The following is a 21832-nucleotide window of genomic DNA, read 5'->3' on the forward strand; positions in this document are numbered from 1 at the left end:
TCTCTGCAATCAAAGCCTTGTCTAAAAGCCTTTAAATTCTCACTGAGTGAGCAATAATTTAATGTGATTGGTATAAAGTGTCCAAACCAACGGTTAAGGCTGCCAGCATGCCATATTGACGGTGCCATCGCTTGTAAAGGCTTTTCGGGCATTGGTTGAATCCAGACTAAATCGCAGACAGGCTTTGTCCTGTTGCTGAGCGTTGATAGCATCAGCGGTGATGGTGAATAGATCATAACCATGCACATGTTTGGTTTTCACGTCTATCGTAAATTTATAACGAGTGTTTTGGGCTACAGAGGTTTGCGCAATGGCACTTTGTTGATACTGACCGGTTCTTAGCAATAACTCTTCTTCTATCGCCGCCAGACTATACAGGGATTGCACGGCCTGATGCCGGTGACTTTTTAACATTATTTGATGAAAACTACCTTGAGCGATCATAAAAATAATCGCAATAATCAACAGGCAAACCATTAACTCAATCAAATTAAAACCCAGGCTGCGCTGCTTACCATGTCGATGGTTGCCATATCGAAGATTGCTATATTGATTGGTGTTAGCATGGTTGTTAATCGCCAGTATGTTTTTCGTCTGTATGTTTTTCGTCTGTATGTTTTGCGCTGATATATTAGCGACATATTGAAAACGTCTTCTGATGCTCATCGTTGGCCCCTTGTTTATAAACGTCAGGAGTGGGGCACTGAAATCGTGTAAGTCGGTAGGGCGCTTAATTGCCATTGGCTGTGATGTTGCTCTACGCTAAACCAGTAAACCGTCTCATTGTTATCGTTTGTCTGTTGGCCAATATAGATAAGGCGGTAATGGATTTTTTCGTTTGGTTGCCAGCCTAAAGAATGGAATTGGAACCAATCGGCCAGCGGGTGATCATCTTTTGTCACCTGTGGTGTAAACCCTTCAGACATTTGCATCAAATCATGACCGGCGGTAATCAGTTGCTGAGCCTGTTGTTTTGCCAGATTTAACAGGCTTTTCTGATCGTTGAGTTGGGTTATGTGGTTAATCGCTAAATTAGATTGCTGCTGGGTGCTCAGTATTTGATTAAATAGGCCGCCGCTAGTGACCGCTAAAATGAGTAAAAAAATCAACGTTGTGATCAAAATAAACCCGGATTTTAAGCGTCGTAATTTATGTCCGACAGCTGATGTTTTGTCCATGAATAACTCCCTGTATTTCAATTATTCTGATTTATAACGCTACGGTGAAAACCAGAGATTCCCTTAAAAACTTGTCTGAAAATTCCATTTCTGTCTCCGCTACATTAAAGCGTGTGGTTACCGGCGGACCACTGAGTTCGCATTCGCTGCGGGCAATAAGGTGGACACTAATACTTCTCACCAATTGCCAGGCAACGACCTGATCCGCTGCAACCTGATGGTCGATATCGCCATCGTCATCCCTGTCGATATCAAATAACAGTTCCAGGTGTTCAATACCACTGGCAACTTCCTCGGTTTTTGGCAGGCCGTTGCTCAGGTATTTTCGATACAGAGCCGGAATAGCCACGCCATTGCATGTACGATTGCTATTGGCAAGGTAAAATGTCTGAGAAATGACAGCATAGGTAGCGGCGTTGACGTCGGGAAACTGATTTATGGAAAATTCATGGTCATTGCCTCGAAAAAACTTTGCCTGGGTTTGGTGTAAACGGATAAATGGATTGGCAGGAGCGTCAATCAATTCGGCCCGTTTTAAATGACGAAGGGTTAAAATATCGGAATCGCGATAACTCGAGGCACTGATACATTCATAATGGCTTCGGTTATTATTTAAAGCGCTGATCGGTTGCCATACGTGAAATGCCCAATCGCTCTTATCCTTATCACAACTCGGAGCTTGGCTATGGTTTACGCTTATGCTTCCGGAATAGTTTAACAAGCCTTGCAGCTTAAACCAGAATTGGCTTTTGTTAAGCGGTAATTGTAATTGATGCTGAGCAAATCTTAAGCTTTCCTGAACCCGGACAAGTTGCTCTGTAAAAACAAATGCTCGATTTAGCGACAATAACGAGTTGATAACCAGCGTAAGCACAAATAGCGCGATAGCCAGAGAAACCATCACTTCTATAAGGGTCAGGCCGGTGACAGTCGTTTTTGTTTTGGTGGCTTTCGTTATCGGGCGTTTGACCCGTGAAATATTCATGGTGTTGTCTCCATATATCGCTGCAACAACATGCAATGGTAGTCATTTTCCGATTGTTGAGGGCAGGCCTTGTTAGCTCCCACTACCGGATTGGCATGCCAGTAAATACTCACACTCGTACTATTTGACGTTTTCGCGATTGCAAGTGATGAAAATGGTAACGACTCGAGTTTTTGCTGGGCCAGGAATAGATCATTTCTGGCGATATCCGTCCTATCACAAGGAGACGATGTGCAATTTCGGGGGGAAGAGATTTTCGTCGCTGATAGTGCAATGTACTCGTTAACAGCATTCTCATTACGATCGATTCGATTGAGTAAATCATCGGCTATTTGCGCAGCCTGAAGCTGTTGATAGTTGCTTTGAGTTTTATTGGCCAATAATAACTGCAATTTGGCGATGCCTAAGAACACATAAGAAAAGATGGCTAGCGCAATCAATAACTCCAGCAGGCTAAAGCCTGTCATTCGCCAGCTATTGCGCGATGTGATCAAAACATCATTTTGTTTCTTTAGAGCTTTCATTACACTGTCCATGTTTTTAATTCCTTGGCTAATCTGGCTAAGCCTTAATCGTTAAAATCCAATAAAGGAGTAGCATCATTATTTAGGTACGTCGTTAACGTTAACTAACGTCCATGAATAAACCGACAAGGTGACGCGCTGCGAAAAACATGACGACGCATGCCGTTGCAACCACAATAATTAACTTAGCTCAAACGGATAGTTTTCGGCCTATACCTGCAAGGTGTTATTACTGGATATTAGCGGAGCGCCCGCAGCAAGGGGCTTGAGGTAGCGCATCTAACGTTAGCTGCGTTCTGGCTCCGGAGGTCGGTGTTGCACCGAAGGTAAATTTTCAAGGCCAATTGCATAAAACCCTTGAGCTTAAAAGCGTTAATGGTGACAATGGAACTGCGACTTGCAGATCATTAAATTGAAAATATTCGCGAATATTAGTTGGATTTAGCGAGAGTTGTTGGTAAATTGTTTATTATCATCTTGGTTAATAACATATTTTCTCTGAGGTTTTGTAGCGAATGCTGTAATAACAATGGTTAGAATACGTGTATTAAGATAGTAAACCCCCCCTCTGTACTTTCGAAAATTCCACGACTTTTGGTAGATAGAATCGTATAAATTACGCCGTTTCTGTCACAACGCAATAAACATTAATACCTAAATTGATTTCCATTTTTGGGATCTAAGACGTTAATAACAATGAAAAAAATACGTGGTGTTACTTTTATCGAGTTGATGATTACGTTAGTCATTATCTCAATTCTTGCCTTAGTTGCTGCGCCGAGCTTCGTGCGTAGCATAGAAAGCCGGAACCTTACTAGTGCGGCTGAGGCTTTATATTCTCATCTGCAATTGGCTCGTTCCGAGTCCCTATTGCGTTCCGAAGATGTCGTTTTTTCTGTCTCTGGCCTTGGCTCAACGTCATGGGCGTTCGGTATCAATGAATTAACCGCCTGTGACCCGACCATTGCAGACAATACCTCTGCATCGGCTTGCGTGTTGCAGATAGACGATGGCGACGGGGCTTTTGTCGCTGCCAATGATAACGTGTTGCATAAAATGGATGGTACCGAATTTACCGATGTTACCATGCAGATGTCTGTTGTCAGTGGTTCCGCATCTAACTCAATAACCTTTGATCCTGCCCGAGGAACGACCGATGGTGCGAGACTGTACACCCTCACCAGCAAATCCGGTAGCAGTGTCAGCATTTCTCTATCTTTGATTGGCAACATTAAGCTTTGCTCAAATGACTTGATTGAATACAGGAGTTGTTCGTGATCAAAAAGCGCAGTAACAAAGGATTCACAATCATCGAATTGTTGATCGGTATGGTAATCGGTATGTTTGTGTTAAGTGGCGCAACGTACATTTATGTCACCATAATTGCCAGCAGTGCATCGACATTAAAATCCAGTAAATTGAATACCCAGATGATGAGCATGATGAGCATCATGGTCAATGATATTCGCCGCGCGGGTTATTGGGCGACGTTTACCGAAACCCCTTCAGCAAATCCATTTAGTCAAATTGACGACACCGCTGTCGAAATCATTAACTCGATGGCCAGCGATACCCAGATAACCTTAGGTAGTAATGCCAGTGGCCAGTGTATTACTTATTCCTACGATGAAAATGAAAACGGATCGGTTGACGCGGATTCGGAGTATTTCGGCTTTCGCTTAAACGCTGGCAATATCGAAATGCGCACCGCAGGCACGGTGACAGATGGTGATAGCTGTGTAAACGGTACCTGGACGATTTTAAGCGACAGCGATCTTTATACAATAACGCAGTTGTCTTTTAACAGTGGCGACTCTGCCTGTGTCAATACCAGAGAGCCGGATGAATTGGATAATGATGGTGCCAACGGCGAAGACGATGACGATGAGCGGGATTGTTATTCGCAAGTTCCCACCGCGGGCAGTGGTGATACTACGGTAGAAACCCGGGATATTGAAATCACCATGACGGCAGCATTAGTCACTGACCCTGAAGTGACGATGTCCATTAGCCAATCCGTCCGAATAAGAAATGACTGGATAAGAATAAGGTAGACCTTTATGTGTCGCAGTAATTACACAGTAAAGTCCCCCACAACCACGAAATACCCCAAAAAGCAGGCCGGCATGGCTGTGTTAACCATATCTATCATCTTAGTGATTTTGGTCACTATGGTGTCGTTATATTTATCTCGAACCATTTTGTTTGAACAAAAAATGGTCAATAACGATTTTAAATCAAAAACGACGTTTGAAAGTGCTGAAGCCGGGCTTGCGATAGCACTGGAATACTTGGCAAACGGTTTGGATCGCAACAACGATGGGGTCATTGACCCGGTGTTTGATTCAGATAATGATGGTGTAGGTGATTCAAACACGGGAGTTGTTGGTCAGGCGAATGTTTTGGTTAGCGTTAATGAAATCGTTGCCAACGATATCACCTCGTTAAATGTCGTATCACAAGCGACCAGCCTTGATGATGCATCGGTGAAAACGGTAACAACGACGATGCAATCGTTAGATCCTTTACCAAATCACCCAGACAATCCATTGACCACTCGCGGCAGTCTGGATGTCAATGGTTCCGCAACGGTCCATAACCCCGAGGGCCACAGTACCATTTGGAGTGGCGGTGATGTCGATATTGGCTCGAATAACTCAACCGCAACCTATATCGCCGATCCTACCGATGCCACATATCCTGGCTGTATGGATATTCCAAGGGGCTGTGCTGAAATCCAGACTTCCAATAAAGAAATTGTCGGTTTGGATATTCTTGAACATGATTCGGACTTATTTAACCTTACCCCGGCGGGTATTTTTGAAAACTTCTTCGGTATGTCACCGAAAGCTTATAAAGAAACCATGGCGTCTATGGTTATCGATCCCAGCGCCCCTGCTGAATCGATAGGCTGCGCAGCAAATACCTATGATGGCTGTGTATCAGGTTCAACTAACGAAGTAGTTTGGTATCAAGGTGACGTAGAAATTAATGGCGGTACGGTCGGTTGTCGTTCAAGTGTTAGCGGTAGTAATTTATGCGCCGACAGCGATGAAGCACCGACGATTTTGATTATTGATGGTGATGTCACTTTTTCTGGTAGCCCGCACTTTTATGGGGTGGTATTTATTATGGGCGATGCCAGCGCCAGTGGTAATTCGACGTTTCATGGCGCGGTGATCACCGGCGGCAGTTTAAACTCAACAAGTGGTAGTTTAGATATTCATTTTAACACCGGGTTATTGCAAAAAACCCGATGGAATGGTCCGCGGACAGTGGCAGCTGGTAGCTGGCACGATTTTTAGATTGGTTAAAGGAAGCACAATGAAAAATAACAAAAAAAGCTTTGGTTTTAGCTTAATTGAAGTCTTGATTGCGGTGGCAATTTTGTCCGTAGGCCTCCTTGGTGTTGCCGTATTTCAAGGTGAATTAATCAATTCCAGTACCGAAAATAAAGCCCGTGCTGAGGCATTAGCTTTAGCTCAGGCACGAATGGAAGAGATGCGCAATTACACCGATACGGTAAAAAATATCAGTGAGTTTGATTCTCTGTATCTGGTGTCCACGGGATTCACCAATACAACCACGCACAATGGGGCAAATGCAGTATTTTCCCGTCAGGAAGCTATTAGCCAAAGTAATGAAACCAAAGAAGTGGCAATTAAAGTCAGTTGGTCATCAGGCAATGGTGAGACCGAAGAGGTCATCATTCAAAGTGAACTGGGATTTAAATCGCCATCGTTAGTTGGTGAACTCGATGATTTTGATGCCAATGGTCCTATGGTTCGTTCGGCAACCGGGCGAGCGGAATTGGGTGAGGGTGAAGTTAAAGTTACCGATACCGTTGATATGAGCCAAAATGGTGATGCAACCGGTATTTTAGATCGTGGCGACGGCGATTTACGTCTGACTAATGGTGATACACCGGGTAATGATGTCGTGCTGACATTGAAAGATGCCTGTGAATTGGATACCAACGGTGATCGAACCGGTATCCCATGTACGGGGTTCGTCGAAATATCCGGGCGGGTGTATATTGATACCGCGACGCAAAACAGAATAGCTCCCGGTGACATTTACGTGAAGGCATCGGATGCCGCTTATTGTCAACGATACTTTTATGACGCAGACGGTGATGCGGTCGTGGTTGATTCGTCAACGACAACCGCCCATATTACCGCCAACAGCGATTATAAATACTTTGAATACACTTGTTACCTGGGCGGCGGCTGGCATGGCAATATCGGTCTGGTGCTAGAAGGCGGTATTACCCGAAATGATAAAGTCTGTATGGGCGATCCCACCTCCATCAACCCATGGGAAGATACACAAATAGCAGGGCGTCGCGTATATCGTGGTATGGCATACGACTTTACCGATGAAACGAATACGACAATATTAAGAGATGCCAATAACGACATCATTTATTATTCTATTGGCGTTGCCGATGCATTGGTCTTGCCGCCTGAAGGTGGTGCGGGCCACGATTTCGTTTTAGCAGCAATGGGACCGGGGGATAATGATGGCGAACTGTGTAAGTCTGAAGGCATTATGGTTCGGACTGATGCTAACATAGGTGGTGTTCCGGGTGGTTTGTTTACTGGAATACCAACTGACTTTTTTTGCTTGAATGTCAATGCCAGTTATGTCGATCAACTGAAATTAGACACATTCGGCTATGCCATCGAAGATTTTTGTCCGTTCGACCCTTCAGATCCCCCGTCAGAGCGCCATGAAATTCGTGGTATCGTTAATCTGACATCCGATAGTTTTTGGGAAGATAATATTTACCGAACCCGAGTAAATACATCGGATGGATTAGGAAACTGTCGACGCGAGTATTGGTCTAAAGTCGATAATACCTACTCGTTGCATTATGTTTGTGATATCTATGATTGGGGTAATGGTTGGACGGGCTTTGTTCAAATCACTCCGGATACGTCAATTTTTTCCTGTGCTTCTTTAAAACAAAGTTTTGCCGATGTAACGGGCGACCGAACCATCGCAGATTTTTCCTGTGCAAACGATGATACCGGAAAGGGAACTGTGACCATAAGTGGTAATATTTCTAAAACAGCGGGTTCAATTGGTACGATTACTATCTCAGATATTGGTGGAAGTTGTTTGACTAATTCCGATGGAACTAGTTACTCTTGTACCAGTGCCGAATTTGATGCAATTACCCAATGGACCGGTAATGTCATGTATACGGCACAAAAAAATAATCACGATGTGTGTATTAGTGCTGCCGTACCTGCACCAGCAAATCAAGAAGTAATCATCAATGGTAAAACCGCCAGTGTTGCATTTACTAGTTTGGAACGAGGTACGATTAACGTCGATATTGATGTTGTAGGTCGAAACGATTGTGGCCTGTAAGGAGAAAATGATGCGAAATAAAAGTAGCAGTAAAGGATTTACATTAATCGAGTTAATGGTCGTCGTTGCAATTATTGGTATTTTGTCGGCCATTGCCTACCCGGCTTATCAGGACTCTGTGCGCAAAGCCAGGCGCACGGATGCCCATACAGGGATGATGTCGATGATGCTGGCGCAACAAAAACTGAGAGGTAACTGTCCGTTTTTTGGCCAGGCCTTAGGCAGTGCAAACAGTTGTGGCGCATCAGGCAGTGCAACAACGGTAAAGGGTAGCAGTGCCAGTCAGGAAGGGTATTATTCGTTTGCGTTAAGTAACGCCAGTGGCAATAGCTATACCATTACCGCGACCGCGCTTGGCGCACAAGCCCAGGATACAGGCTGTACCAGTATTACTTTAACGGTCAATGCCAGTAACCCCAAAGGACTAAAAGCGCCGACCGGTTGTTGGTAATCACATATAACCTTTAAAAAAAGGCCCTTATCGGGCCTTTTTTTATGGCTGAATTTATTGGCCTATCTCAAAATTATTGCAGCTGGCTTTTACCACATCCTCCTAACTCATTATGGCATATACAAATAAAATCATTGCGGGCGCAGAATAAACAATGGTAGTCTAAAAAACAGACAGGTAGTAGTCGTCGTTTAACTCCTAATAAATTTATTATGGATGATCCGCTAATCGGATAGATACACGGGATGTAACCCTTCTTTAAGGGGTAGGAAAAATGACAAATAAATCTCACCTGAGCGCTACAGGTGCTGCAATATCGGCAGTTAGGGAAGACGTTCAAGTTGCTTCCCCAGTGCTTTGCCACAAAAATTTGCCATTTAGGCTTGCAAACAATAACGCGTTTAGCTTTATTGAGCTGCTTATCGTCATCGCTATCGTCGCCATACTTGCTGTCATTGCTGTTCCATCTTTTTTGCAGAGCGTTAAATCCCGAAATTTAGTTGCGGCGACAGAAGATCTCTACAGCTACCTGCAACAAGCACGCATGGAATCCTTATCTCGTTCACAATCTATCTATTTTAATATCTCAGCACCCGGGACGGATAACTGGGCTTATGGGATCAATGCTGATACCAGCTGTGACCCGTCGCTAACGAGTAATATTAGTCCCTCTGCATGCGTTTTAAGGTTCGATAACGGTGATAAGGTTCACAATGATCTGGATGATAATGTGTTGAGTCGTATCGATGCCAGTCAATATCCAAGCATAAAGTTATTAGCATCTACTACCTCCATAAATTTTGAACCCCGACGCGGAACCGCCAGTGAAAATGTGGAAATTACGCTGTCAAATGGCGAGGCGTTAAGCACTAAAATCCACGTATCCCGGCTTGGAAATCTCAATATTTGCTCTTCCAATCTGAGTGATTATCAGGAATGCAAAGGATGAGCAGGGCAAGGCAAGGTGGTTTCAGCTTAGTCGAGTTGCTTGTTGCCATGGTACTCGGGATGATGGTATTGAGCGGAATTACCAGCATTTACGTCAGTACCGTGAAATCAAGCGCTGATACCCTAAAATCCAGCAAACTGAACACGCAATTAATGACCATCATGTCGGTGATGAGCAATGATATCAGGCGAGCGGGATTTTGGGGCAATTTCACTTCACAACCCACGTTGAACCCTTTTAATCAACTTAATGACACTGCATTGGTAATCATTAATAACGTCAGCTCCGATACTCAAATTACAGCGAATGCCGATACAGATGGTCAGTGCGTTTTGTTCGCCTATGACGAAAATGAAAATGGCATCGTTGATGCCGCAACAGAATATTTCGGCTTTCGGTTAAATGCTGGCGTCGCACAAATGCGGGCTGTGGGTACGGTTACCGATGGCGATAGTTGCAACAATGGCGTTTGGTTAGATCTCAGTGACAGCGATCTATACACCATTACCCAGCTGACTTTTAATCCTAAAAATTCCAGGTGCATTGATTCATCCGAACCTAATGGCATTGACGATGATGGTTTAAGTAGTACCAATGATGCCGAAGAAGCAAATTGTTACACCACGGTGCCAGCCAGTGGCAGTGGTGTTATCACGGTCGAAACTCGTGAAATAGAAATAACCTTAGCGGGAATGTTAAACAAAGACACGGATGTAACCATGGCAATTAATCAAAGTGTCAGGGTTCGAAATGATTTAATAAGGGTAAGATAGGTATGAAGGCGTATAACCTAAGTAATCGCAGATATCGGCAACAGGGAATGGCTGTATTGACAATCTCGATTGTCTTAATGGTGCTAATTTCCATGGTTTCTGTGTATTTGGCTCGCACGGTATTATTTGAGCAAAAGATCGTAAATAACGATTTTCGCGCTAAAACGACATTTGAGGCAGCAGAAGCCGGTATGGCTATAGCCCTTGAATACCTTGCAGACGGTATCGATCGTAACAATGATGGTGTTATCGACCCGGTGTTTGATACCGACACTGATGGTATTGGTGATTCGCCAAGTGGACCGGTTGGAACGGCCCTGGTAACGGTGACGGTAAATGAAGTTACTTCTGGCGATATTTCGTCATTACAGGTAATTTCTCAGGCAGTGAGTGATGACAGGTCTTCCACGAAAACCGTTTCGGCGACGATGCAGTCACTCGATCCCTTACCTAATCATCCAGATAATCCATTAACAACGCGTGGCGCATTAGATGTTAATGGTTCAGCCACAATACATAACCCAGAAGGGCACTCAACCATTTGGAGTGGTGGCGATGTCGATATTGGATCGAACAACTCAACCGCTACTTATGTGGCGGATCCGACCGATGCCAATTACCCCGCATGTATGGATATCCCAAGGGCTTGTGGGGAAATTCAAACCTCAAATAAAGAGACTGTCGGTTTGGACATTCTTGAGCATGACAGCGATCTCGCTAATTTAAGCCCAGCAGGCATATTTGAAAACTTTTTTGGCATGTCGCCAGCGGCGTATCGTGAACTAATGGCAACCGTCGTTGTTGATCCGGCAAATCCGTCTGAAACGCGGGAATGTGCGGCCAATAGCTATGCTTCATGCGTAGAAGGTGCAACCAGCAAGGTGATTTGGTACGAAGGTAATGTTGAAATTAATGGTGGTACAGTCGGATGTCGAAGCGGTGTCAGTGGTTCCAATTTGTGTTCCACGGCTGATGAAGCGCCTTCCATTTTAATCATCAATGGGGATGTTGAATTTAAAGGCTCACCACACTTTTATGGTGTGGTTTTTGTGATGGGAACGGCAACCGCATCCGGTAATTCAACGTTTCATGGGGCAGTGATATCGGGCGGCACGTTTAACTCGACTAGCGGTAGTCTCGATATTCATTTTAATACTGGGCTATTAAAAAAGACTCGTGAAGGTGCCCGACGAACCATTGCTGCCGGAAGCTGGAAAGATTTCTAGGAGAAAACATGAAAACCAATAAAGGATTTGGACTGGTAGAGGTACTTGTAGCGCTTGCGATACTGGCTGTGGGGTTACTCGCCGTTGCGGTATTTCAGTCTGAAGTGATTGACAATAGCAGTGAAAATAAATCTCGGGCAGAAGCGATAGCGATTGCCCAACAACGATTGGAAGAGATGCGAAATTACACTGGCCAGGCGAGTGATGCAGATGAATTTAATGCCTTATTTCCGCTAACAACAGGTTTTGGCAATAGCATGACTTTGCCTGGAAATAATGCACAATTTACGCGCACGGAAAGGGTTAATCAGACGGCAGATACCAAACAAATCACAGTGATGGTAAGTTGGCAATCAAGCCAGGGGAGTACCGAGCAGGTCGTTCTAAATACGGAAATTGGTTTCGAATCTCCATCGTTGACCGGTCAGCTCGGTATGGACTTAAGCAATGATCCTTTGGTGCGCTCGGCAACAGGCCGAGCAGTATTAGGAGCCGGTCAGGTTGCAGCCGGGGAGCAGGCTAATATAACCAGCAATGGCGATTTAACCGGGTTACTCGATCGTGGCGATGGCGATCTACGTCTAACCAATGGTGATAAGGACGGAGACGATATTGTCCTAACGTTAGAGGATGCCTGTGAACTTGATGATAATGGCCAGCGCAGCACGTTACCCTGTACCGGCTTCGTCGAAATTTCAGGCAAGGTGTATATTGATATCGCCACCCAAAGTAAACTGAAACCCGGCGATATCTATGTCAAAGCATCAGATGCAGCCTATTGCCAACGCTTTTATACCAGTGGTGTGGAAAGCGACGGGAACCCGCAAGCCTTTCAAATTGACGACTCAACGGCATCAGCAAATCTAACATCAAATGGCGATTATCATTACTTTAATTATACCTGTTACCTTGGTGGCGGCTGGCATGGCAATATCGGGGTGATGTTGGCTGATGGTATCTCTCAACGAGATAAGATTTGTCAAGGAGACCCTACCTCTTTAGATGCGTTTTCCGATCCGAAAATAGCGGCAAGACGTGTTTACCGGGGCATGGCTTATGCTACGTCTAACGGTCAGCCACTGACTGATTTAGATGGTGAAACCATCTATTATTCAGTAGGCGTTTCCGATGCCTTAAAGTTGCCGCAATCCGGGCAAGCTTCCCATGATTTTGTTGTCGCAGATATGAGCCCGGGTAATAATGCCGGTGAACTTTGCCTGTTGGAAAGTATTATGGTGCGAGCTGATAGTTACATCGATGGTGAGCCGGGTAAGTTATTTGCCGGTGTCCCTACCGATTTTTTCTGTCTAAACACCGATTCTAGCTTTATCGATGCGACAAAAATGGATGCCTTTGGGTTTGAGATGGACTCTTATTGTCCATTTGATCCAAGCGACCCACCGTCAATACGTCATGAAGTTAGTTTTATTGCGAATATTGATACGACATTCCCGATCACAAAATTTAGCCCGGATGCAAATACCTCTGATGGTGCGGATAACTGCCATTACCAAGGATTTAACACTGTTTTAAATGGTTATCAGGTTAAATACACTTGTGATGTTTATGACTGGGGAAATGGCTGGGATGGTTACATTGAATTTGATGATAACGCCAGTGTGTTTAGCTGCGATCGCAACAGGCAGTATTTAACCAGTGTTAGTTCTGATAGCAGTATCGACAGTTTTAATTGTTCGGCAATAGACTACTCGACGTATGGTGAGGTAACGTTTAGCGGTAATATCACGACGACGACCAGTTTCAGTTTTATCGAGGCGGTTTTTTCAGATTCTACTAGTGGTTCCTGTAGCATATCGCCAGATTTTGATACCTATTCTTGCCGCAGTAATCCTATAGATTTAATTCATAGCTTTACCGGAAATTTAAGTATCAACATCGCCGATGGTGCCGGAGGCAATAAACCTCAAGTGTGCATCGTGGATGTCAGTGCGGTTAGCGCTGCAGCCGATACTGTGGCTGTCAATGTAAATAAAGGCTCTACCGCAGTGGCTCTTCAATCGTTAGCACTTGGTGAATACCAGGTGGATTTGCATGTCATCGCCCACAACGATAATTGTGCTGGTTGAACGCTGATAACCCAATATAAAAAAGCCGCGCTGAGCGCGGCTTTTTTATTGCTTACAGCAGATTCTATTTAATCATAAATACAAGGGATCGGCTTGCGCTTATGTTGGGTCCGCAGGTAGATATCGATTAATGTCTTTTCTACATGCGACGAAACGTCTTTGCCTTCTAAAAAGTCATCAATGTTATCGTAAGTTAGTCCCAGAGCATCCTCGTCTGTTTTGCCTGGGGCCAATTCTTCTAAATCGGCGGTCGGCGCTTTAGTGATTAATATCTGAGGCGCTCCCAGTGCTTCTGCCAATTGCCTAACCTGACGTTTGCTCAGGCCAAATAGCGGGATCATATCGCAGGCGCCGTCTCCCCACTTAGTGAAAAAGCCAGTGATATTTTCTGCGCTATGATCGGTACCAAGAACCAGACCGCCCAGGATCCCGGCAAGATGGTATTGCATGACCATACGGGTACGCGCTTTCACATTGCCTTTCGAAAAGTCCAGACGATTATTATCGGCCGTGAGTAATCCCGATTGTTCCAGCACGGTTACCGCTTCTTCGTGAATACCTTCGGCGCCAGCCATGATATTGGTGGTCAATACTTGGCTGGGCTGAATAAATGTTAATGCAAGCTGCGCATCTTGTTCATCGGCCTGTACGTTATAAGGCAGTCTTACGGCGATAAATTTATAGCCACCGCCATGTTCTTCATTTAGTTCATTGACCGCCAGTTGCGCGAGTCGTCCACAGGTTGATGAATCAACGCCACCGCTAATCCCCAGAATAAGATGCTTCAAGCCAGAGCCAACCAATTGCTCCTTGATAAAATTAATCCGTCGGGTGATTTCAAATTGCGTGTCGATTACGGGCAACACTTTCATCTCATCGATGATTGCCTGACGATCCATGGTAAACCTCGAAAATGCAGTAAAAATCTTAGTTTATCAATGTTATTGGCCAGTGACTATACGTGCTTTGCAATTATCGGCTCATACAATTTGCCGAATCGTTATTGCCCTTGTTTTGTAAGTCACGATCTTTACATGTCTGCAGCCATTGCTCGCAATTTTCGATATCATCGGCCTCGCATTTCGCTGCAATGCAAAATCCCGCATCATCTTGCTCCGTGCACTCGACAATGCGAATTCCAGTGACCATATCCTGGTCAAAATTAAAATCTTCGCTTTGTCGTTCACTCCCTTCAAAGTAGCTGCAAGCCGAAACCGATAGTATGCAGACAATCATTAGAGCTATTTTTCGTCTCATGGCGTTGTGCCTCCCGGCGTGGTTTAATGAACTGATTAATAAAACGCTAGTCTCTTCTGTTGCATAAATCCAGCAAGGGCCAAGATAGGTGATGCAAATCGTTACGCAACAGCTACCGTTATGGCCGATTGCGTCGTTGATTACTTTCAAACGTTAATCGTCTTAAGACATTGCTTTACCTGGCAGGCAATTGCAGATAATCTTGGGCTAACTTGACTTATAATATGAACCTAAAAAATCGATGCTGCGAATTCATAGGTATAGTTATTGCCTGTGTTATTATCGGCACTGATGTATCTTCTGTTATGGAAAATCGTAAGGAACGGCAATGAAGAAAATTGAAGCCATAATTAAGCCTTTTAAAATGGATGATGTCAGAGAAGCTCTGGCGGGAGTAAATATTACCGGTATGACCGTCTCTGAAGTGAGAGGGTTTGGACGTCAAAAAGGGCACACCGAGCTGTATCGTGGTGCCGAATACATGGTGGATTTTCTGCCAAAAGTGAAGCTGGAAATCGTAGTCACGGAAGAAGACCTGCAGCGTTGTATTGATGCAATCATCGAAACCGCTCAAACGGGGAAAATTGGAGACGGGAAAATTTTCGTGACCGATGTTGAACGTGTTATTCGTATTCGTACTGGCGAAGAAGGCGAGTCAGCCGTTTAAATTTAAACACCATGTGCATAAAAAAAGCCGGGACATCCCGGCTTTTTTTATACGCGCTATTCATTGAATGACGCGGATATGGTGTGACAATGCCTGCTATAGATTTTTCACTACCTTGTTGTCTGGGTAATTTAACGCCAGTACTTGTTTCGCGTTGCGCTCAAGATCCGTTAATCCAAGCTTTTGATAGCACTCGATCATAATAACCAAGGCATCTTCAACCTGAGCACTTGGTGAAAAATATTCGACGATATAGCGACCACGGTTAGCCGCAGCAGCGTAAGCCTGACGTTCCATAAAGAACTTTGCAGCGGCTAGTTCATAATCGGCAAGGCGACTTTTGATGGCAATCATCCTGGCGCGCGAGTCTGCAGAATATTTACTGTCAGGGTACTGCGTTAATACGGTTTTAAAGTCTTTAAATGCTTCGCGAGCATGGGTTGGATCGCGATCGCTACGATCGATACCAGCCATTTGCTGAAACATGTTCTCTTCTTCTGATAAGTTGATCAAACCGCGCATATAATGCACATAATCAATGTTCTGGTGTCCAGGATTTAATCGTAAAAACCGGTCAACCAACGCGATGCCTTGGGCTGAATCGCCAGTTTTGTAATAACTGTAAATCAAATCCAGTTGCACTTGATGTGACACGGCGCCGAACGGATAACGTGAGTCGATCGCGGATAAAATTGGAATGGCTTTTTGATATAAACCATTATCTAATGCACTTTTTGCATCCAGATAAAGAGCTTGAGCCGATTTATCCGGCACTTTTTGCACTTCTTTCGGTGCCGATGAGCAACCGGCAACACCAACAACTAATGTCAATAATATTGTTTTTAAAGCTAACTTCTGCATAGGTTTTCCGTGTCTGGCTAATACCCAGTTAAAATAATTATGAAAGCCCGACACAAAGCGGGTAAAATAAAAGTTATTGCATTCTAACCCAGCTAATCTGTATTGCACAGTGCTAATTAATCGAGACCTCAATGGCTGAGAAAATACAACTTCAGGAAACGGTTCCCGATTCCTGCTTAGGTAAACGTTTAGATCAAACAATTGCCCAAATGTTCCCGGACTTTTCCAGATCACGACTAAAAGATTGGATCGTGTCCGGTAATGTCAGTGTCAATGGTCAGGTTACCACAAAAGCTCGCGAAAAAATGTTCGGTGGCGAGATCATTAACCTTGACGCCGAAATAGAAGCAGAGGTTCATTATGAGCCTCAGGATATTGACCTGAATATTGTTTATGAAGATGACGATATTCTGGTTATCAATAAACCAGCAGGTTTGGTTGTCCACCCAGGTGCCGGTAATCCTGATGGAACGGTTTTAAATGCGTTGCTGCATCATAATCCAGATCAGGAAAACCTACCCCGTGCAGGAATCGTCCATCGTCTGGATAAAGACACCACGGGACTGATGGTTGTTGCTAAATCTATCGCCGCCCAGACGAATCTGGTCGACGCATTACAACATCGTGAAATCACCCGTGAATATGAAGCCATCGCCAATGGTATTATGACTGCCGGCGGGATCGTTGATGAGCCTATCGGCCGACATGCAACCAAAAGAACGCATATGGCGGTCACTATGTCAGGGCGACCCTCGGTAACCCATTATCGCGTTGCCGAAAAATACCGCCTACATACCCGTTTGCGGTTACGCCTTGAAACGGGCCGTACCCATCAAATTCGTGTCCATATGGCTCATATCGCCCATCCATTAGTCGGAGATCCGGTATACGGCGGACGTCCAAGGCCACCGAAAAATGCCAGTGAAGAGTTAAGGGAATTATTACGTAACTTTAAACGTCAGGCGCTGCATGCCACCATGCTTTCTTTATATCACCCGGTAAATGGAGAATTGATGACCTGGCATGCACCTGTTCCGGACGATATGCAGGCGGTCGCTGACGCGTTGCATTTAGATGCGCAACAGAATATGGTGGAAGACTATTAACATTTGCCAGATGGAGTAGGGCATTGTTCAGCAACAAGCATGATCTTGAGTCAATTTTTTCTGTCACCGATTCCAGGCAGAATTTGATTAAAGGCGCTAGTACAACCCGGCAAGGGGGGCACAGTGATGCTCCTTTTCATTCATTTAATCTGGGTGCACATGTCGGTGATAACCTAGCCAATGTTAATGCAAACCGCCAACGGTTAGTGGATTATTTTGGCCAACCGATTCAATGGTTAGAGCAGGTACACGGTAATCATGTGCATGAACTTACCACCTATACCAAGACACCGGTAACGGCAGACGCGGTATTTACACGGTTAGCCAATCAACCCATTGGAGTATTAACGGCCGATTGTTTACCGATATTATTGGCTTCAGCAAGTGGTACTGAACTTGCCGCTATCCATGCTGGCTGGCGGCCTTTGGTATCAGGAATTGTTGAAAATACGGTGCAAAAATTTACCTGTAAAACGCGAAATATTCACGCTTGGCTTGGTCCGTGTATCGGTGCTCAGCAATTTGAAGTGGGTCCGGAAGTCCGTGCACAGTTCATTCAGATAAATACAGATAATGACGTGTTTTTCAAACAGACTGGCAATGGAAAGTTTATCGGCGATTTGCATGGCCTGGCGATTAAGATTTTACAACAGCTCGGTGTCCAGCATATTCAACGTAGCCAGTGTTGCACAGTATCTTCGGGTAACGACTTTTTCTCATATCGTCGTGATGGACAAACGGGAAGAATGGCAACCGTAATCATGAAAAATTCGCTCGCGGGCCCTGTACGTAAAACGGATAGCGTAACGAACAACGGATAGCCTAACGTAAACCGGACAGTGTAACGTTACTCGGATAGCCTAACGTTACTCGGGTAGCCTAACGCATCAGACTCATTCCCACTTCACGTTATCTCCCACCGAAAACGATTGGCAACAGCATCGTTTTCTCCCTCGACGCCGTCTACCTCTACAGCAGCATTTTGACAAAATGCTGCTAACTATTTTTTAACCTGGCTATTGAATTTTCCTTGTTCGGTTCCTATTTAATCAATATGAATTCGCAAAACCACAAATTATTTGTGGATTAATGGTATGTAAAGAGGATTGATAGATGCGAGTGGATAAATTAACTCAAAAGTTTCAACAAGCATTAGCCGATGCTCAATCATTGGCGTTAGGTCACGACAATCAATTTATTGAACCAATGCATTTAATGTTGGCGCTATTAAACCAAAGTGATGGGTCAATTGCGTCAATACTAAAACAATGTCAGATAGAAGTGTCTGCGCTCCGCAGTAAGCTCAATCAAATGCTGGCTGAACTTCCGCAAGTGGAAGGCAGCGGCGGTGATGTCCAGGTTTCAAATCAGTTAGCCAGCCTGTTAAATCTTTGCGACAAGCTTGCGCAAAAACAGCAAGATAAATTTATTTCATCAGAGACGTTTTTATTAGCGGCACTGGAAGATAAAGGTCCATTAGGTAGCGTATTAAAGTCATCCGGTTTAAAGGATAAGCCGTTAAAGCAGGCGATTGAAAAAGTTCGCGGTGGTCAGGCGGTTAATGATCCAAATGCGGAAGATACCCGTCAGGCATTGGATAAATATACGGTCAACCTTACCGAGCGTGCAGAGCAGGGAAAACTGGATCCGGTTATCGGCCGTGATGAGGAAATTCGCCGCACTGTCCAGGTATTACAGCGCCGCACTAAAAATAACCCTGTCTTAATTGGTCAACCCGGTGTCGGTAAAACCGCCATTGTTGAAGGGCTTGCGCAGCGGATTATCAATGGTGAGGTTCCAGAAGGACTAAAGAACAAACAAGTCTTATCTCTTGATATGGGCGCACTGATTGCTGGCGCCAAATATCGCGGAGAATTTGAAGAAAGGTTAAAAGCGGTTTTAAATGAACTAGCCAAAGAAGAAGGTCAGGTCATTTTATTTATCGATGAGCTACATACCATGGTGGGGGCAGGTAAAACTGACGGCGCGATGGATGCTGGTAATATGCTCAAACCTGCCTTGGCCCGTGGAGACCTGCATTGCGTTGGTGCCACGACCTTGGATGAATATCGTCAATATATTGAAAAAGATGCCGCATTGGAGCGCCGCTTTCAAAAAGTCTTGGTGGACGAACCCAGCGTTGAAGATACCGTAGCGATTTTACGTGGTCTGAAAGAGCGTTATGAATTGCACCACAGTGTAGAAATAACCGATCCTGCAATTGTGTCTGCGGCAACGTTATCTCACCGTTACATCAGTGATCGTCAATTGCCAGATAAAGCTATCGACTTGATTGATGAAGCGGCGTCGAGTATCCGCATGCAAATGGATTCTAAACCCGAAGATTTAGACCGTATTGAAAGGCGCTTGATCCAACTTAAGCTGGAACAGAAAGTTGTTGAGAAAGAAACGGATGATGCATCATTAAAACGGTTGCAGCTACTAGAGCAGGAAATTCAGGAAAATCAGGCTCAGTATGACCAACTGGAGCAGGTTTGGAAGAATGAAAAAGCTGCACTCTATGGCACCCAAAATATCAAAGCTGAACTAGAACAAGCAAAATTAGATTTCGAGGTAGCGCAACGCAGCGGCGATTTTGAGCGAATGGCTGAGCTGCAATATGGTGTGATCCCCGACCTAAGCAAACAACTGGAAAACGCCGAAGAAAATCCGGTTGTCGATATGCAACTATTAAAAAATAAAGTGACCGATGTTGAAATCGCGCAAGTGCTCTCAAAGGCGACAGGTATCCCTGTCGCTAAAATGCTGGAAGGCGAACGGGACAAGTTGCTACGGATGGAAGAGGAAATCCAACAGCGAGTCATTGGTCAGACGCAAGCGGTGACGGCAGTATCGAATGCGATTCGTCGCTCAAGAGCTGGGTTATCCGATCCCGATAAACCTATTGGATCTTTTATGTTTCTTGGACCTACCGGTGTCGGTAAAACGGAACTAACCAAAGCCCTAGCAAACTTCATGTTTGATAGTGAAGATGCGTTGGTTCGAATCGATATGTCCGAGTTCATGGAAAAGCACAGTGTCGCCCGTTTGATCGGGGCGCCTCCGGGTTATGTCGGTTATGAGGAAGGCGGTTATCTTACCGAAGCGGTCAGACGCAAACCTTATTCTGTCATTTTGCTGGATGAAATAGAAAAAGCGCACCCAGAAGTTTTCAACATATTACTACAGGTGCTGGATGATGGCCGATTGACCGATGGCCAGGGGCGGACTGTGGATTTTCGCAATACCGTGATCATTATGACGTCTAATATGGGGTCAGATTTAATTCAGGAAATGGCCACCGAATCGAGTTATGAACAATTGCGAGCAACCGTAATGGCGGTTGTAGCTCAACATTTTAAACCGGAGTTTATTAACCGAATCGATGAAACGGTAGTATTCCATCCTCTGGATGCTGAACAAATTGCGCAGATAGCTGCTATCCAATTACAGCGATTGACCAAGCGTCTTGAAGAGCGTCAATTGACACTAGTGGTAACGCCAGAAGCAATTTCCAAAATAGCACAAGCAGGGTTTGATCCGGTATTCGGCGCACGACCTTTAAAACGGGCTATTCAACAAAACGTTGAAAATCCATTGGCGCAGGAAATATTAGCGGGTAAGTTTGCTCCGGGGGCGAGCATTACTGTTGATGTTAGTGGGGGCGATATTTCAATTTATTAATGGGATTGAGACTTAGCTAGTCGCAGTAAACTTCCACTTCGTTTTCTGCAATGCGAAGCTGTTGTTGTTTTTCCAACGGTGTTAGTAATCGGGTGCTTCCATCTTCTTCGGTTACTTTCACCTTGGGAAAGTCATTTAACACGCGAAGGTTATTTTTAGCGTTTACACATTTTTCTTTGCCTTGTTTGGCAAGCTTTGCAGATACAACCTCCGAGCCGATATCCGTATTCACAGATTTGTCCATTAATGACGGCTTTGATTTGTTGTAGGGCGTATCTATTTTTACTTCTGCATACTCGTTATCGATAGGTTCATGTTGGGTGTAATGAATTTGGCCATTTTTATCGACCCAACGATATACGGTGACATCTTTGGCAATCGCTTGCGCAGCTACCGTGGTTAATAGCATGAAAGCCGGTACTAATATAATTGTTCTATCCATAGGAACGCTTCTTCTTATTCAAAACAGACCTTTTATATAGGCCATAACATTTGTGCCCTTCTTTTATACCAAAGTTTTAATAAAAACTCCAAAGCAGAAATCATTTGTGGATTTATCGCTACGTATCCACATTTTGACCGCGAGAACCCGCGCCAAGGTTTATAAAATGGCGCATGATTGTTAGGAAAATGTTAGTGCCGTAGGATTTTTAAGCAAACGATCGTTTTTTTGTGATTTTTATTGATTTGGGTGTTGACGTGGTC

General features: G+C 44.5%; 21 protein-coding genes. 13 read left to right on the forward strand and 8 right to left on the reverse strand.

The window, feature by feature from the left end; genetic code table 11:
- Nucleotides 1-93: 93 nt before the first annotated feature.
- From ACHUFQ_RS15370 to ACHUFQ_RS15385, 4 genes are read right to left on the reverse strand one after another with little or no spacing between them, the layout of a single operon-like run.
- Entirely contained in the window at nucleotides 94-666 is a 573-nt protein-coding gene (locus ACHUFQ_RS15370) for a type IV pilin protein (protein WP_394176733.1), read from the reverse strand.
- Between the two features lie 23 nt (nucleotides 667-689).
- Complete coding sequence (locus ACHUFQ_RS15375; RefSeq protein WP_394176734.1) at nucleotides 690-1178, reverse strand: type II secretion system protein; 489 nt, start codon at nucleotides 1176-1178, stop codon at nucleotides 690-692.
- Nucleotides 1179-1209: 31 nt separating this feature from the next.
- Nucleotides 1210-2163 carry a PilW family protein gene (locus ACHUFQ_RS15380; RefSeq protein WP_394176735.1) on the reverse strand — a complete coding sequence of 318 codons (954 nt, stop codon included), beginning with the start codon at nucleotides 2161-2163 and terminating at the stop codon, nucleotides 1210-1212.
- Complete coding sequence (locus ACHUFQ_RS15385; protein WP_394176736.1) at nucleotides 2160-2687, reverse strand: type IV pilus modification PilV family protein; 528 nt, start codon at nucleotides 2685-2687, stop codon at nucleotides 2160-2162. Before ACHUFQ_RS15385 ends, ACHUFQ_RS15380 begins: the two co-directional genes overlap by 4 nt.
- Before the next feature lie 696 nt (nucleotides 2688-3383).
- On the opposite strand from ACHUFQ_RS15385, the gene ACHUFQ_RS15390 reads away from it, so the two are divergent.
- The 9 genes from ACHUFQ_RS15390 (at nucleotide 3384) to ACHUFQ_RS15430 (ending at nucleotide 13552) form a co-directional block, all read left to right on the forward strand.
- On the forward strand, nucleotides 3384-3965 hold the full coding sequence (locus tag ACHUFQ_RS15390; protein WP_394176737.1) for a GspH/FimT family pseudopilin: 582 nt from the start codon (nucleotides 3384-3386) through the stop codon (nucleotides 3963-3965).
- Nucleotides 3962-4741 carry a prepilin-type N-terminal cleavage/methylation domain-containing protein gene (locus ACHUFQ_RS15395; protein WP_394176738.1) on the forward strand — a complete coding sequence of 260 codons (780 nt, stop codon included), beginning with the start codon at nucleotides 3962-3964 and terminating at the stop codon, nucleotides 4739-4741. The genes ACHUFQ_RS15390 and ACHUFQ_RS15395 overlap by 4 nt, the downstream gene beginning before the upstream one ends.
- Before the next feature lie 72 nt (nucleotides 4742-4813).
- Nucleotides 4814-5992, forward strand: coding sequence for a pilus assembly PilX family protein (locus tag ACHUFQ_RS15400; RefSeq protein WP_394176739.1), 1179 nt, complete (start codon nucleotides 4814-4816; stop codon nucleotides 5990-5992).
- 19 nt (nucleotides 5993-6011) lie between these two features.
- Nucleotides 6012-8066, forward strand: a complete 2055-nt coding sequence (locus tag ACHUFQ_RS15405) for a type IV pilus modification PilV family protein (protein WP_394176740.1) — start codon at nucleotides 6012-6014, stop codon at nucleotides 8064-8066.
- Nucleotides 8067-8076: 10 nt separating this feature from the next.
- Entirely contained in the window at nucleotides 8077-8517 is a 441-nt protein-coding gene (locus ACHUFQ_RS15410; RefSeq protein WP_394176741.1) for a type IV pilin protein, read from the forward strand.
- A 274-nt stretch (nucleotides 8518-8791) separates the two neighbouring features.
- A complete protein-coding gene (locus ACHUFQ_RS15415) occupies nucleotides 8792-9466 on the forward strand; it encodes a GspH/FimT family pseudopilin (protein ID WP_394176742.1) in 675 nt (224 codons plus the stop codon).
- Nucleotides 9463-10239, forward strand: coding sequence for a PilW family protein (locus ACHUFQ_RS15420; RefSeq protein ID WP_394176743.1), 777 nt, complete (start codon nucleotides 9463-9465; stop codon nucleotides 10237-10239). Before ACHUFQ_RS15415 ends, ACHUFQ_RS15420 begins: the two co-directional genes overlap by 4 nt.
- Nucleotides 10240-10286: 47 nt before the next feature.
- Nucleotides 10287-11465, forward strand: coding sequence for a pilus assembly PilX family protein (locus ACHUFQ_RS15425; RefSeq protein WP_394176744.1), 1179 nt, complete (start codon nucleotides 10287-10289; stop codon nucleotides 11463-11465).
- An 8-nt stretch (nucleotides 11466-11473) separates the two neighbouring features.
- Nucleotides 11474-13552, forward strand: a complete 2079-nt coding sequence (locus ACHUFQ_RS15430) for a prepilin-type N-terminal cleavage/methylation domain-containing protein (protein WP_394176745.1) — start codon at nucleotides 11474-11476, stop codon at nucleotides 13550-13552.
- A 68-nt stretch (nucleotides 13553-13620) separates the two neighbouring features.
- Here the strand turns inward: ACHUFQ_RS15430 and nadE are convergent, their stop codons facing one another.
- Nucleotides 13621-14451 (reverse strand): ammonia-dependent NAD(+) synthetase, encoded by an 831-nt coding sequence (gene nadE, locus ACHUFQ_RS15435; protein ID WP_394176746.1) that lies wholly within the window; start codon nucleotides 14449-14451, stop codon nucleotides 13621-13623.
- A gap of 73 nt (nucleotides 14452-14524) precedes the next feature.
- Nucleotides 14525-14809 carry a hypothetical protein gene (locus tag ACHUFQ_RS15440; RefSeq protein WP_394176747.1) on the reverse strand — a complete coding sequence of 95 codons (285 nt, stop codon included), beginning with the start codon at nucleotides 14807-14809 and terminating at the stop codon, nucleotides 14525-14527.
- A gap of 328 nt (nucleotides 14810-15137) precedes the next feature.
- Between ACHUFQ_RS15440 and ACHUFQ_RS15445 the strand changes: the two genes are divergently transcribed.
- Nucleotides 15138-15476 (forward strand): P-II family nitrogen regulator, encoded by a 339-nt coding sequence (locus ACHUFQ_RS15445; RefSeq protein ID WP_394176748.1) that lies wholly within the window; start codon nucleotides 15138-15140, stop codon nucleotides 15474-15476.
- A 96-nt stretch (nucleotides 15477-15572) separates the two neighbouring features.
- Here the strand turns inward: ACHUFQ_RS15445 and ACHUFQ_RS15450 are convergent, their stop codons facing one another.
- A complete protein-coding gene (locus ACHUFQ_RS15450; protein ID WP_394176749.1) occupies nucleotides 15573-16337 on the reverse strand; it encodes an outer membrane protein assembly factor BamD in 765 nt (254 codons plus the stop codon).
- 131 nt (nucleotides 16338-16468) lie between these two features.
- Here ACHUFQ_RS15450 and rluD point away from each other — a divergent pair, with 131 nt between their 5' ends.
- The 3 genes from rluD (at nucleotide 16469) to clpB (ending at nucleotide 21127) form a co-directional block, all read left to right on the forward strand.
- Nucleotides 16469-17443, forward strand: a complete 975-nt coding sequence (rluD, locus tag ACHUFQ_RS15455; RefSeq protein WP_394176750.1) for a 23S rRNA pseudouridine(1911/1915/1917) synthase RluD — start codon at nucleotides 16469-16471, stop codon at nucleotides 17441-17443.
- A 23-nt stretch (nucleotides 17444-17466) separates the two neighbouring features.
- Nucleotides 17467-18264, forward strand: a complete 798-nt coding sequence (gene pgeF, locus ACHUFQ_RS15460) for a peptidoglycan editing factor PgeF (protein WP_394176751.1) — start codon at nucleotides 17467-17469, stop codon at nucleotides 18262-18264.
- Nucleotides 18265-18556: 292 nt separating this feature from the next.
- On the forward strand, nucleotides 18557-21127 hold the full coding sequence (gene clpB / locus ACHUFQ_RS15465; protein ID WP_394176752.1) for an ATP-dependent chaperone ClpB: 2571 nt from the start codon (nucleotides 18557-18559) through the stop codon (nucleotides 21125-21127).
- A gap of 16 nt (nucleotides 21128-21143) precedes the next feature.
- Here clpB and ACHUFQ_RS15470 read toward each other — a convergent pair whose 3' ends face one another.
- Nucleotides 21144-21569, reverse strand: a complete 426-nt coding sequence (locus tag ACHUFQ_RS15470) for a DUF4124 domain-containing protein (RefSeq protein WP_394176753.1) — start codon at nucleotides 21567-21569, stop codon at nucleotides 21144-21146.
- Between the last annotated feature and the right edge of the window lie 263 nt (nucleotides 21570-21832).

Origin of the sequence: Thalassotalea litorea (genome assembly GCF_043642205.1) — a bacterium.
Classification (GTDB): Bacteria; Pseudomonadota; Gammaproteobacteria; order Enterobacterales; family Alteromonadaceae; genus Thalassotalea_A; species Thalassotalea_A litorea.